At 44.3% G+C, this 13,184-nt stretch carries 11 protein-coding genes; 8 read left to right on the plus strand and 3 right to left on the minus strand.

The genetic code is table 11. The features are described 5' to 3' along the window. Window positions 1–27 precede the first annotated feature (27 nt). The 4 genes from JHD44_RS05275 to JHD44_RS05290 all read left to right on the plus strand — a co-directional run bounded on the left by JHD44_RS05275 (window position 28) and on the right by JHD44_RS05290 (window position 5,981). Window positions 28–2,610 (plus strand): TRAP transporter permease, encoded by a 2,583-nt coding sequence (locus JHD44_RS05275; RefSeq protein WP_199461720.1) that lies wholly within the window; start codon window positions 28–30, stop codon window positions 2,608–2,610. Window positions 2,611–2,779: 169 nt separating this feature from the next. Next, window positions 2,780–3,871 carry an endonuclease/exonuclease/phosphatase family protein gene (locus JHD44_RS05280; protein WP_199461721.1) on the plus strand — a complete coding sequence of 364 codons (1,092 nt, stop codon included), beginning with the start codon at window positions 2,780–2,782 and terminating at the stop codon, window positions 3,869–3,871. Window positions 3,872–3,969: 98 nt separating this feature from the next. After that, window positions 3,970–4,572 carry a flavin reductase family protein gene (locus tag JHD44_RS05285; protein WP_199461722.1) on the plus strand — a complete coding sequence of 201 codons (603 nt, stop codon included), beginning with the start codon at window positions 3,970–3,972 and terminating at the stop codon, window positions 4,570–4,572. A gap of 89 nt (window positions 4,573–4,661) precedes the next feature. Then, window positions 4,662–5,981 carry a GGDEF domain-containing protein gene (locus JHD44_RS05290; RefSeq protein ID WP_199461723.1) on the plus strand — a complete coding sequence of 440 codons (1,320 nt, stop codon included), beginning with the start codon at window positions 4,662–4,664 and terminating at the stop codon, window positions 5,979–5,981. A gap of 16 nt (window positions 5,982–5,997) precedes the next feature. On the opposite strand, the gene JHD44_RS05295 is transcribed toward JHD44_RS05290, so the two are convergent. Next, window positions 5,998–7,275: a cation:proton antiporter gene (locus tag JHD44_RS05295; RefSeq protein WP_199461724.1), complete on the minus strand. Its 1,278-nt coding sequence runs from the start codon at window positions 7,273–7,275 to the stop codon at window positions 5,998–6,000. A 323-nt stretch (window positions 7,276–7,598) separates the two neighbouring features. On the opposite strand from JHD44_RS05295, the gene modA reads away from it, so the two are divergent. The 3 genes from modA to modC are packed head-to-tail and all read left to right on the plus strand — an operon-like array spanning window position 7,599 to window position 10,146. After that, a complete protein-coding gene (modA, locus tag JHD44_RS05300; RefSeq protein ID WP_199461725.1) occupies window positions 7,599–8,363 on the plus strand; it encodes a molybdate ABC transporter substrate-binding protein in 765 nt (254 codons plus the stop codon). Continuing rightward, complete coding sequence (modB, locus tag JHD44_RS05305) at window positions 8,363–9,055, plus strand: molybdate ABC transporter permease subunit (RefSeq protein WP_199461726.1); 693 nt, start codon at window positions 8,363–8,365, stop codon at window positions 9,053–9,055. The genes modA and modB overlap by 1 nt, the downstream gene beginning before the upstream one ends. After that, window positions 9,055–10,146 (plus strand): molybdenum ABC transporter ATP-binding protein, encoded by a 1,092-nt coding sequence (modC, locus tag JHD44_RS05310; RefSeq protein ID WP_199461727.1) that lies wholly within the window; start codon window positions 9,055–9,057, stop codon window positions 10,144–10,146. The genes modB and modC overlap by 1 nt, the downstream gene beginning before the upstream one ends. A gap of 55 nt (window positions 10,147–10,201) precedes the next feature. Here the strand turns inward: modC and JHD44_RS05315 are convergent, their stop codons facing one another. Further along, the gene (locus JHD44_RS05315) at window positions 10,202–11,134 is read right to left on the minus strand and encodes an exopolyphosphatase (RefSeq protein ID WP_199461728.1); all 933 of its coding nucleotides are present in this window, start codon (window positions 11,132–11,134) and stop codon (window positions 10,202–10,204) included. A gap of 249 nt (window positions 11,135–11,383) precedes the next feature. Between JHD44_RS05315 and JHD44_RS05320 the strand changes: the two genes are divergently transcribed. Continuing rightward, the gene (locus tag JHD44_RS05320; protein WP_199461729.1) at window positions 11,384–11,962 is read left to right on the plus strand and encodes a TetR/AcrR family transcriptional regulator; all 579 of its coding nucleotides are present in this window, start codon (window positions 11,384–11,386) and stop codon (window positions 11,960–11,962) included. Here JHD44_RS05320 and JHD44_RS05325 read toward each other — a convergent pair. Next, a complete protein-coding gene (locus tag JHD44_RS05325) occupies window positions 11,959–13,143 on the minus strand; it encodes an MFS transporter (RefSeq protein ID WP_199461730.1) in 1,185 nt (394 codons plus the stop codon). The two genes, JHD44_RS05320 and JHD44_RS05325, sit on opposite strands and share 4 nt — an antisense overlap. Window positions 13,144–13,184 lie beyond the last annotated feature (41 nt).

Below are 13,184 nucleotides of genomic sequence, written 5' to 3' on the forward strand. Positions count from 1 at the left end.
TCTATCGTTCGTACCTAGGAAACTTCTATGTCGACTCAAACCTCAAGCGCTTTGGATACCGATAAGCTCAATGAAATGGTGGCCGAAGCCGATACTGGTAAACGTGCGCCGACCGGTCGTTTTGCGTTGGGCTTGTTGTTCCTCGTCCCTCTAAGTTGGTCCCTATTTCAATTATGGATCGGCTCGCCTCTACCTTCTCAATTTGGTTTTGGCTTTTTAAACGATACCCAATCACGAGCACTGCATTTAGCCTTCGCTGTCAGTTTAGCGTTTATGGCCTTTCCTGCTTTCAGTTCAAGCCCTACTAGGCATATTCCAATTGTGGATTATGCTTTGGCAGCACTGGGAGCATTTTGTGCTTCGTACTTATTTTTATTTAATGATGAGCTGGCTATGCGCCCAGGCTTACCTACGACGTTGGATTTAGTGGTAGCAGGCATCGGCTTATTATTAACCCTAGAAGCAGCAAGACGTTCTTTAGGGCCACCACTGATGATGGTTGCTATTGTCTTTTTGCTTTACGTATTTTTTGGTGATTCGTCTTGGTTACCAGAGATCTTACGTTGGAAAGGGGCGTCGTTTGAAAAAGCCATGACGCACATGTGGCTTACCACAGAAGGTGTGTTTGGTATTGCCCTAGGCGTTTCGTCTGGCTTTGTTTTCTTGTTTGTATTGTTTGGCGCATTGCTCAACCAAGCAGGTGCCGGTAACTACTTTATTCAAGTGGCCTTTGCATTATTGGGCCATATGCGTGGTGGTCCTGCGAAAGCGGCGGTATTGTCTTCAGCAATGACTGGTCTGATCTCTGGCTCATCCATTGCTAACGTGGTAACGACGGGTACGTTTACGATTCCACTTATGAAGAAAGTAGGGTTCAGTCCTGAAAAAGCGGGTGCGGTAGAAGTCTCTTCATCGGTCAACGGTGTGATCATGCCACCTGTCATGGGGGCAGTGGCTTTCTTAATGGTGGAATACGTCGGTATTCCATACATTGAAGTGGTGAAGCATGCTTTCTTACCAGCAACGATTTCCTACATTGCCTTGCTTTACATTGTGCATCTTGAAGCCTTGAAAGCTGATATGCGTGGCTTACCTCGCTCAACACCTCCTCGTCCATGGAAAATCGCATTACTTCGTTCAGGCATCATTATGTCGAGCATGATGATTCTAGCGGGCGCGCTTTACTATTTGGTTCTAGGGATCAAATGGGCGCTGGGTGATTGGTCAAACCTTGGTCTGCTGTTGCTAGTGGTATTTGGCTACTTTGCTCTGCTGTTTATTTCAGCGAAATCTAAAGATCTAGACATGGGCGACACCAATGGTGAAATCGTAAAGCTGCCTGTGTTTGCAGACATTTACCGCGCTGGTCTTTACTATCTAGTACCACTGATCGTTTTGGTTTGGTTCTTGATGGTTGAGCGTAAGTCACCAGGCTTGTCCGCTTTCTGGGCAAGTATGTTGATGGCGTTTATCTTAATCACGCAAAAGCCTCTTAAAGCATATTTCCGTCAACATCAAAATGTGGGCGCTCAGTTTAAAGAGGGATTTTGGGATCTGATCGAAGGCCTAAATACTGGTGCGCGTAATATGATCGGTATCGGTGTGGCGACCGCGACCGCAGGTATCATTGTAGGTACGGTGACGCTAACAGGTGTAGGACAGGTCATGGCAGAGTTTGTAGAACTTCTGTCTGGTGGTGTTTTGATCATTATGTTGTTGATGGTGGCGCTGATTTCCCTTGTATTGGGTATGGGGCTACCGACAACGGCCAACTACATTGTTGTATCGTCATTGATGGCAAGTGTCGTAGTAGAGCTCGGTGCCCAGTCTGGTTTGATTGTGCCTATGATCGCAATTCATATGTTCGTGTTCTACTTCGGTATCATGGCAGATGTAACACCTCCGGTCGGCCTAGCATCCTTTGCAGCCGCGGCCGTATCGGGCGGTGATCCGATCAAGACTGGCTTTACTGCGTTCTTCTACTCAATGCGTACGGCGCTATTGCCATTCCTGTTTATCTTTAACACGGATTTGCTGCTCATTGATGTGACTTGGTATCAAGGCGTGATGGTGTTCTTCGTAGCGCTGGCCGCGATGTTGATTTTTGCTGCCGGCACACAAGGTTACTTCTTCGCGCGCAGCAAGCGCTGGGAAAGTGCCATTCTGTTGCTGGTCGCATTCACCTTATTCCGTCCAGGGTTCTGGTTGGATCAAATCATTGCCCCGCATGAGCATTATCAAGGTTCTGAGCTTACACAATACATTGAGCAACACCCAGATATGCAAAGTGTTCGTATAGCGGTGGAAGGTGAGAACCTTGATGGCCGATGGATCGAAAAAACGGTTGATCTACCACTAAGTGCTGCAGGCTCTGCTACGGACCGTCTGATGGAAGGTTCTGGACTTGAAGTACGTGATGAAGACGGACGTCTTTACATCGATAACATTGTTTGGGGTGGTGTTGCTGAGCAAATGCAGTTGGATTTCGATTGGGAAATCACAGGCTTCGATATTGAAAATGAACGTCCTGCAAAAGAATGGTTCTTTATTCCAGCCTTCTTATTGGTGCTATGGATCATTCGCCGCCAAAAGAAACGATTATCTGAATAATCCTCGCTAGCAAGCGACAGATTTGCCGGGGCTTTGCTCCGGCTTTTTTTATTAAGAGTTAGCGTTTTCAAATTTGGATGAAATATGTTCTTTTTTATCCAACTCAGATTTTCATCTGTTTACATGTTAGCTTTAACTATCAGTTATATTTTTTAGATAAAGACTAAGCATGATATTTGTTTTACTGACTTGTTTTACAGCGATTCTGTTTGCTGTCACTTTTTTGCCCATGATGCGCATTACTCATTGGGTGGTTCGCGCTTGTGATTTTCCACGACTGCAGTTTGCAGTTATTGCTGCTGTGCTATTGATACTGGAATTGCTCTATTTACCCTTTGGGCAGATATCGAGCTGCTTGATCCTTTTCATTACCTTGGTTTGTTTTTGTATACAGCTGTGGTGGGTTATACCTTACACACGGTTGTTTTCGAAAGAAGTGAAAGCTTCAGAGAACCCAGATCAGAGATCGCAAATCACTCTGCTAACGTCGAATGTGCTAACGCCTAATCGCCAAGTTCATAAGCTGATTAATCTGATAAAACATCATCAGCCTGATGTGGTGGTCACGTTAGAATCGGACCAATGGTGGGAAGAGCAACTAAGTGTCATTGAACAAGACTTGCCTTACACGGTTAAGTGTCCGCTCGATAATTTATATGGCATGCACGTATATTCTCGTTTTCCATTGAGTGACACGTCGCTAAGCTTTTTGGTCGAGGATGATGTGCCTTCTGTTCATACCAATATGATGTTAGCCAATGGTCAAGTGGTTCGCATACATTTCCTTCATCCTGCGCCACCTAGTCCTACTGAAAATACGCTATCGAGTGAAAGAGACGCAGAGATTGCTATTGTTGCAAGGAGCATTGCTGACAGCGATGAACCTGTTATCGTGACAGGCGACTTAAATGATGTCGCTTGGTCCACAACGACGCGGCTATTTCGCAAAATCAGTGGGTTACTTGACCCAAGAGTAGGGCGCGGAATGTTTTGTACCTTTCATGCTAGTTTTCCTTTTTTACGTTGGCCCCTGGATCATGTTTTCCATAGCTCGCATTTTACGCTAAGTCATATTGAAAGGTTGCCTTCCATTGGTTCTGACCACTTTCCGCTGCTGACTCAACTGGCCCTTACTCCCAAACAAGGACATGACCAAGAACCAATCAATGGCGATGTTGAAGATGAGCAATTAGCAAAAGATATGGCGCAAGAGGAAGGGGTGAGTGAACAAGATGTTCCTGAGCCAAGAAGCAATACTTAGGTCAATATAATTTGTATTAATAACCAAGTAGTCTTGTGAGATGCTAGGTTTTTATATAAGTTTATTCTAATTTAAGGCCGCCATACCAAGGAGCTGATATGAATATAGCCACTGATGAACTGCCTACTCCTGATATCTATAAATTGTTGGTAGGTGGTATCACGCCGCGTCCAATCGCTTGGATCAGCACGCGATCTGACCAAGGTGTTGATAACATTGCACCGTACTCATTTTTCTCCGTCGCCAGTGTGAATCCGCCTATTCTTAGCTATACCCAAGTTAATCCTCAGACAGGTAGTGATAAGGATACCCTAACAAATTTACTGGCGACCCAAGAGTGTGTGGTCCATATCGTGAACTCTGAAACAATGCAAAAGATGAACCTCTCCTGTGCTGGTTTGTCACCGGATCAAAGTGAATTTGAATTTGCAGATATTGCCTCAGAGCCAAGTCAGCGGGTTGCACCATTATCTGTATCGGACTCACCAGTAAGATATGAATGTCGCCTGCGTGAGGTCATACGTATGGGGGATCAGCCAGGGACTGGAAGCTTGGTGTTGTTGGATGTGGTTTCTGTATTTATTGCCGATCACCTGTACCAAGACGGAAAAGTGAATCAACAAGCGTTAGACAGTGTTGGAAAAATGGGCGGAGACTTTTACAGTTTTACTAAAACATTAGAATCTTTGGCAAGGCCTTAAAAATCGGTAGGTGAAAAGGTTGGCTTCATCGTGAAATCAAGCTAAGGTCGAGCTGACCATTTAGCCAACTTTTTGTTTCAGGTAATTTTATGTCCTCATCCTCCACTTATATCACCTCTAAGCAATACGATCATTTGGTGCATATAAAAGATCATTCAGAGTTGGCTCTGTATGAACTGATTCCCGATGTCGTGTGGTTCTTTGATTTAGATAAACATGGATGGTGGTGGGGCAATTCTGCGGCGGTGAAGTTTTGGGGTTTGAATAACGTTGAAGAGTTGATCAATAAAGATCTTTCTGGAGACACTCAGGGGGCCAAAGACCGAACCGCACAAACCTTTGAGTTAGCGGCTCAAAATGGATTAACGATTGATCCTTGGACAACCTACCCAAATGGTAAGCCTAAAACTCTTTACATGCGGCATCGAGCTGTTCTTCTAGGCCCAGAAAAACACCGAGGTATCATTGCATTCATTAATGAAGAGGTAAACTTAGGCGAGACACCTGAGAACCTTTTATTAGTTGAGGCGATGCGTTACACCCAAGTGCTCGTCACCAGTTTTACGTTCGATGGCGAGGCAGTTGTAGAAAACCCAGCCGCGACAGATGCGTACAAGCATATCGACCGTTCAAAACTAACGTCTCCTGATCAGTTTTTTAGTGCGCGTTTTACCAATCCCTTGGAAGGTAAAGCAATTCTGGCGCAGGCGGTGGCTGAAAAAGGTGGGCAATGGACACAGAAGGTGCAAACAGCAGAGGGAGAGCGTATTCATACAATTGATATAAGAGTGACGCGCCATCCTTTGACGGGGGACTTCTTGCTATTGGTCTCGGAATACGATGTCACGCCATTACATCAAGCATTAGATGTGGCTGAACGTGCCCAAGAGGAACTACGCCAACTGGCACATTTTGATGCGGTCACTGGTATTCCTTCTTTGCGCTATTTGATGGACCAAGAGAGTGAATTGATTAATAGTTCATCCTCAGATGAGTATTCTTTAGCCGTTCTATATTTTGACCTGGATGGCTTTAAAGAAGTGAATGACAGTTGCGGTCATGAAGCCGGTAATAAAGTTCTTACCGAGGTTGCGACTAGACTGAGCAAAGCCGTTGAAGGAATGGGTGGGGTAGCCCGCCTAGGTGGAGATGAGTTTTTAGTATGGCTAGAGCGTTTTGAAAACGAGCAAAATGTCTGTGAGATAGCTGAGCTGTTGCTTTCTGAAGTTCAAAAGCCGATTAATATTACACCTAATATTTCTTTTAAAGTCAGTGCTAGCATAGGGGTAGCTATGCACCGTCAACATGGCCAAACTTTAGATGAAATCATTCAAGCCGCTGACCAAGCCATGTACAGTATCAAGCGCTCTGGAAAATGTGGTGTAGAATTAGCGCCCCTAGCTGAATAGAGGCGCTTAGGAACGTTTAGGATTGCGCAGTGTTGCCTTCGTCGATACTGCGCTGGATGATAGGGGAAATGGTCGACCCCTGAACAATGATCGAGAAAATGACTACAATATAAGTCACTACAACAATAAGCGTATGGTAATCCGCTCCGTTTACCATTAAAGCTCCCTGCGGAATGGACGCTGCCATCGCTAACGCTAACCCTCCGCGCAAGCCTCCCCATGTTAAGATTTTTACTGAGTGAGGATCATACTTTCTAAAACGTCGGAAGACTTTGTACATAGCGCCAACGCTAATGAAGCGTGCGATAAGCACTGCTGGGATCATCAGTAAGCCAAGGCCAACCTCTCCCCATGTCACGGGCAGCACCACCAACAATAAGCCAATCAAGATAAACAGAAGAGAGTTCAAGAAAGCATCAACGGTATGCCAAAAGTGCGTCATAGTCGTCTGGCTCCTTTCTGAAAAGCCTTTCGAATGAGTCACATTTCCAATAAAGATACCACTTACAACCATCGCGAGAGGGCCTGAAATGCCCAGTACGTTCGCTAGTGCATAGCCTGCTGTTGGGATACACAATGTAATCAGTAGCTCTATGCTTGTGTCATGACTGGTTCGAATCAACCAGTGGGAAATCAGTGCAATGACTAGACCGAACAATACGCCACCCACTGCGTCCACTAGGAATAGCTCAGCCACACCACCAAATGTCGGTGTTTCTCCAGAGAAAGCTAGGGCAAAAATTGTAGTAAATACAACTAAGCCAATACCATCATTGAAAAGAGACTCACCTTCGACTTGAACTGAAATTTTCTCTGGTGCATTCATTTTTTTGATGATCGCGAGAACTGCAATAGGGTCAGTAGGGCTGATTAATGCGCCAAATAATAAGCAGTATATGAAGGGTAATTCCCAGCCAAATAGATGGAAGGTGCCATAGCAAAGTCCGCCAACAATGAATGTAGAGAGGATGGTCGAGAAAAAGGCCATGATAGCAATTTCCCAGCGCTGATTTCTCAGTAGTTTTAAGTCAATCTCTAATGCACCAGCAAACAGTAAAAATCCTAACATCCCGTTTAGCAACAACATATTGAAGTTTAAGCTAGCGACCGAGGTGGTAATTGCTTCTGTGAAACTATTGTCGTAAAACTGGGTGAAGCCCATTAATAGTAAGGAAATCACCACAGATCCTGTAGTGATGGCAATCGTTGTTTGAAGTTTGAGCACATATTGATTGCTAAAGGCAATTAAGATGGCAACTACGGATAGAAGACAGAGGAAGTACCAAGCGTTCATAGAGTTCCTATTTGATAAGCATGTTTACAACTAAACGCCCACAGAGGGAGGAAGGCAAAGCGTATGACGCTTAGTTTTAAACACGACAACGCTAAAATTATACGCCTGATACAGGTCAAACTTTTAGCGTCGCTTATTGTATTCCTATAAAAACACTATTTGTAGGGAATTGTGTAAAAAAATTACGTAATGGTCTCATCTACGAATGTTTAACGTTTTTAGCTGATAAGGTTGGCGATGCAATAAAGCTCGAAGTTGAGGCATAATACTCGCTTTATAAAATAAGTGATGCATTCGTGAATGATTCATCTAAAGGAGTACTTTTGAATCTTTTAAAGAAGGTGGTACAGGCAGCGGTTTTTTACAGTGTCTGTTCTAATGCGTTGGCTGATCAAGTGCATGTTGCGGTGGCATCGAATTTCTCAGGTGCAGTAAAAGCACTGGTGGAACAGTTTGAATATGAAACGGAACACGATGTTGTATTGTCGTTCGGCTCTTCGGGTAAAATTCTAGCGCAAATTCAAAATGGTGCACCATTTGATGTGTTTTTATCCGCTGACCAAGCGAAGCCTGCCGCGCTTGAAGTGACCAACTATGCCGTGCCTGATACACGCTTTACTTATGCTATTGGTGCACTGGCGTTGTGGTCTTCAATACCTGAATTTCTAGATGGGTCTCCCACTAAGCTTTTATCAGGCGAGTTTAATAAGATCGCATTAGCTAACCCCAAATTAGCGCCTTATGGATTCGCCGCGACGGAAGTTCTTAGTGCTATGGGAGTAACTGAATCGACGCAACCACATTGGGTAATGGGAGAAAACATTTCTCAGACTTATCAGTTTGTTGCGTCTGGAAATGCCGATCTTGGTTTTGTGGCTCTATCACAAGTTGTGTCGTATGAAAAAGTCAAGAAAGGCTCAAGCTGGGTGGTTCCGCAATCGCTTTATCACCCCATTAAACAGGACGCTGTTTTGCTGACACGAGGGCGGTACAATCTTGCTGCGAAGGATTTTATGGTGTTTCTGAAAAGTCCAGCTGCGCTGGAGACGATACATTCTTTTGGCTATCAGACAGATTCTAAGCTGTAATGTTTAGCGCGGCTGACTGGTCTGCAATCGCGTTAACGTTTCGTTTAGCGCTCACTGTTACCATTGTGTTGCTTATTTTAGGCACTCCTATTGCCTGGTGGTTGGCAAGAACACGCTCATATTGGCGAGGGCCAGTTGGGGCAGTAGTGGCTCTTCCCTTGGTATTGCCTCCTACCGTGTTAGGCTTTTACATGCTCATAGCCATGGGACCTAACGGGCCGGTCGGTCAGTTAACCCAAACTTTAGGTATTGGATTACTACCTTTTAGCTTTTGGGGGTTAGTGATTGCTTCGGTTTTTTATTCATTACCCTTTGTTGTACAACCTATACAAAATGCTTTCGAATCATTAGGTGAGCGTCCACTAGAAGTGGCGGCTACGTTACGCTGCGGACCTTGGGAGACATTCTTTTGTGTGGTCGTGCCACTGGCTAAGCCTGGTTTTCTCACTGCTGCAATTCTTGGTTTTGCTCATACTGTCGGAGAGTTTGGAGTAGTCCTTATGATCGGTGGCAACATTCCTAACGAAACTCGGGTGGTGTCGGTACAGATTTATGATTATGTAGAGGCTTTAGAGTATGGCCGAGCACATAGCTTGTCTCTCGCAATGATACTTTTTGCTTTTGTTGTTTTACTGGGGGTATACGGCATAAGACGTAATGCTAAAACCTCCTCTTTTTGGAAAGCTAGATAATGGGTAGCGTTGAAAATGACATTAAAGTCCAGCTTAAGTTAAATAAGCAAAATAGCTTCAGGTTGGATATTGAATGTCATTTACCGATACAAGGTGTGACGGCTATCTTTGGCCCTTCAGGTTCAGGGAAAACCACCTTTTTACGCTGTATGGCTGGCCTGGAACGACCAGAGGTGGGGAATATCAATGTAGCAGGTGAATGTTGGCAAAGTTCTGAGCTATTTTTACCTGCTTACCAACGAGCTATCGGCTATGTATTCCAAGAAGCGAGTTTATTTGAGCATCTGAGTGCTCAAGGTAATTTACAATTTGCCCTCAATAGAGCGGCAGATCCGATTTCTGATCTGTTTTTTGATGAAATCATCGACCTTCTAGGACTGAAGAAACTGCTCAATCGCTATCCTAATGAACTTTCAGGAGGAGAGCGCCAACGTGTTGCTATTGCTCGTGCCTTGTTGATTCAGCCACAAATATTGCTGATGGATGAGCCATTAGCATCACTTGATCAGTCGCGTCGAGAGGAGATTATCCCTTACCTGTCTAAATTACGTAAGACTTTGTCTATCCCTATACTTTATGTGACGCACTCAATCGATGAAATCGTGCAATTCGCTGATTATATTTTGGTGTTAGAGGAAGGGCGCCAAATGGCTGAAGGGCCAGTATCTGATGTCTTATCTCGTTCCGATTTGTCGGCTTTTTCTGGGTACAATACTGGCTGTTTATGGGAAGGAAAAGTTGTTGAGCGCTCAGAGGATTGGCATTTGGCCAAAATTGAGTGTTTTTCGGATGTTTTTTTATGGGTAAAGGATACAGGCGTTGAGGTTGGTGAAACATTGCGGGTTCGTATTCTTGCGCGGGATGTCAGCCTTACTCTCTCTGAAGATAATTCGACTAGTATTTTAAACAAACTACCGGCAAAAGTGGCTGATGTAACTGACGATCAAGATGTGGGGATGGTATTGGTTCAGTTGGATTGTGAGTCTGGCTCTTTAACAGCGCGTATCACAAAACGCTCCGCCAATGAGTTGGGTATCTCTGTTGGGGCAAATGTCTTTGCCCAAGTGAAGTCTGTTGCTTTGGTTTGTTAATAATCAGCAAGACTATTTGCCAAAAGATAGTGGCGCATAGTCTTGCCGGTTGTGGCTAACCGTCTTGATTGACTATTTTAATAATGTCCGCAAGTGCTTGTTCGGCTTGCTCGTTATCTATCTGGCACGTACCAGCGTTCAAATGACCGCCTCCGCCATATTTCAAACACAATTCTCCGACATTAGTATGTGAGCTGCGATTTAATATGGATTTGCCGATTGCAAATACGGTGTTCTGCTTTTTTAGTCCCCACATTTTGTGGATTGAAATATTGCAATCTGGATATAACGCATAAATCACGAAGCGGTTGGTGGTATAAATGGTTTCTTCATTTAGCAAATCCAGCACAACAAGGTTGCCGTGAACGGTCGCACAACGTTGGATTTGTTCTTTCGCTTTTGCATCGTGTTCAAGATATAAATCAACACGCTCATTAACATCTTCGAGAGCCAGAATTTCTTCAATCGTGTGACTTTTACAATAATCGATGAGTTGCATCATTAGCTGATAGTTTGAGATACGGAATTCACGGAATCGACCAAGGCCTGTGCGAGCATCCATAATGAAATTCAAAAGTACCCAGCCTGATGGGTTAAGTACTTCATCTTCATTAAACTGAGCTGAATCGCCCTTATCGACGGCATCCATCATATCAGTAGAAATATCAGGAAAACGCTCTTTGCCACCATAATAGTCGTATACCACACGAGCTGCTGAAGGTGCATTTGGGTCGATAATATGGTTTTGGATGTTGCTATCGTTTCGGACTGTTTCACTAAGGTGGTGGTCGAATGCTAAATGGCAGCCTGCAACATAAGGTAGGTTTGTGGTGATGTCATTGGCATTGATGTCAACTTTGCCATCTTGCATGTCTTTGGGGTGTACGAATAAGATATCGTCAATAAGATCTAGATCTTTTAGTAGAACGGCACATACCAGCCCGTCAAAGTCACTGCGAGTCACTAAACGAAATTTTTCGTTGCTCATATTTTTACGTCCCTACGCTGAGTTCTATAAGAATGCCTTTTAGTTTAACAGCGATTCTTTGGCTCTGTGTAAAATTTAGTGTAGCGCTTTATTAATCTTTATCAATATTTAAGTCATTGCTGATATTGAGAGGTATCCATTGTGATCTGACCGTCTGTTAATAAATTCTCAAGGTCATTTTCCCGTGATTTATATTGGTGGCATAATACTTCCAAAATTTATCATCAATACAGTGTAAAGAGACGTTTCATGGCGAGAGGGCGACCCTCCAAAAAAGGTGTAATTGCAGAGGCTGCGTTACGTTTATTTGAAGTAGCTGGGTATCAAGGAACCAGTATTGATCAAGTGGTACTGGAGGCAGGCGTCTCAAAACCCACGGTATACAGTAACTATCCGTCGAAGTTGTTGCTCTGGCAGGAAGTGCTCAAACGAATTATAACACGTAGCCAGCTAGAGCTTGATCAGTTATGTAATAAGCTGGAACAGGACGAAGTTCTGTTTTCTGAGGGTTGGGTACGGTTGTGGTTAGAATGGTCTAGCGCAAAAGACCGCATTGCCGCATATCGAGTGCATTGGGGCGAGCAACATAAATTAAGTGCTGACGAAAAGCAGCTTTTTGACGAGTTTGAAAACGCGCTCACAAGTGCTCTGAAACGTTGGATGCGGTATCACAGTATTCATGAGAGACATTTGTTTATTTTATTTGCTTCTGCCCGTGAAGCCTTCTTATTACCGAAGATTAGTCAATGCGCAAGTTCAGTTAAGCAACCGTTTGAGTCGTATCAAGGTCTAATAGACGCAGTGCTGAAAGATACCCAGATTGATTAATGCTCTAAACGGACTGCTAGATAGGCAAAGAGACTTCCCATCAGGCAGATGAACCATACTAAGCCGATCAGCCCATGTAATCCGTAAGCTGTAATTAAGGTGGCGAAACTTGGAGGGCCTATGGTTGCCCCAAGGTTGCCTAACTGAGCAATCAAACCGTAGCCGTTTGCTTGTTCGTTACTGTCACGCGCTAAGCGTGGAATCATTGCAAGTGCAGCCCCTGGGATGAGTCCTGCAAAAAGCACCATTTGACCTACAACAAAGCAGAATGTAATCGGCGTGGTGAACCCCATAAAGAGCATAAAAGCACCAAATGCAAGGCCTGCATAGGCCATCTGCGCGACTCTTTGTGGCTTCATCAAATATTGCGATAACGCACCTGCTATAAAAGTGCCTGCAGTACTGAGTAAGGGTAATACCACTTGCATGGTAGCTCGCAGAGAATCTGATGCTATAAAATTTGGGATATAGGTCAGTAACGAGACCAGTGTGCAAGTATAAAAAACGAACACTAGTCCAGGTAGTAGTGTCTGTGGTGTGCGATAGATCTTTCCCAGCTTTTTGAAATAAGGCTCTGAATTCGAAGTGGATCCTGTGTGATAGCGTTGCTCATCTGCATCCAGTAGAAAAATCAGTGCAACAGCCATGACTCCCATTAATAATCCGTGTGTTAGGTATAAGCCATTCAGTTGGTAAGCGGCTATTAAAGGTTTACCAAACAATCCTGTTAATGCGAAGGCCACTCCAAAGAAAGTTCCCCATAACCCCATGGTAATAGAGCGATGCTGTGGTGCGCTCAATTTTGCAATCATTGTAGGTGCTGCCACGACCACTCCAAGCTGAGAGAACCCCTCAAGAATGCGTGTGGCCATAATGATTTCAAAACTTGGTAAGAAAGATTGAATAAAAGAGAGGGCTGTTCCTAGCATTAGCGCCCCAATTAAGACTTTTCGATAGCCTATTTTGCTAGCGATGAGTCCAGCTGTAACGCCAAACACAAGGCCAATCGTACCAACCACCGAAATAGATGCGCCGGTCCAAGTCGGTCCTGCTTGATAATAGGCTAGTAGTTCATTATATGAGACAGAGAACTTTGCAAACTGCATGGCCGCACTTATGCCTGCAAACCAAAGTAAACCTATTTCTAGCCAAGCCGTTTTCTCTGCCGCAGCGGTGGACATGACGCTTCCTTATATTCCATCAACCAAGTACTTAAAATGAG

This window comes from Marinomonas ostreistagni, assembly GCF_016461785.1.
GTDB classification, from domain to species: Bacteria; Pseudomonadota; Gammaproteobacteria; order Pseudomonadales; family Marinomonadaceae; genus Marinomonas; species Marinomonas ostreistagni_A.

Bases quoted from the DNA above. Each gene is read 5' to 3' on its own strand.
- JHD44_RS05320 (WP_199461729.1), top strand. From the start codon at position 11,384: ATGGCGAGAGGGCGACCCTCCAAAAAAGGTGTAATTGCAGAGGCTGCG.
- modB (WP_199461726.1), top strand. From the start codon at position 8,363: ATGTTTAGCGCGGCTGACTGGTCTGCAATCGCGTTAACGTTTCGTTTA.
- JHD44_RS05285 (WP_199461722.1), top strand. From the start codon at position 3,970: ATGAATATAGCCACTGATGAACTGCCTACTCCTGATATCTATAAATTG.
- JHD44_RS05280 (WP_199461721.1), top strand. From the start codon at position 2,780: ATGATATTTGTTTTACTGACTTGTTTTACAGCGATTCTGTTTGCTGTC.
- JHD44_RS05290 (WP_199461723.1), top strand. From the start codon at position 4,662: ATGTCCTCATCCTCCACTTATATCACCTCTAAGCAATACGATCATTTG.
- JHD44_RS05295 (WP_199461724.1), bottom strand. From the start codon at position 7,275: ATGAACGCTTGGTACTTCCTCTGTCTTCTATCCGTAGTTGCCATCTTA.
- JHD44_RS05325 (WP_199461730.1), bottom strand. From the start codon at position 13,143: ATGTCCACCGCTGCGGCAGAGAAAACGGCTTGGCTAGAAATAGGTTTA.
- JHD44_RS05275 (WP_199461720.1), top strand. From the start codon at position 28: ATGTCGACTCAAACCTCAAGCGCTTTGGATACCGATAAGCTCAATGAA.
- modC (WP_199461727.1), top strand. From the start codon at position 9,055: ATGGGTAGCGTTGAAAATGACATTAAAGTCCAGCTTAAGTTAAATAAG.
- JHD44_RS05315 (WP_199461728.1), bottom strand. From the start codon at position 11,134: ATGAGCAACGAAAAATTTCGTTTAGTGACTCGCAGTGACTTTGACGGG.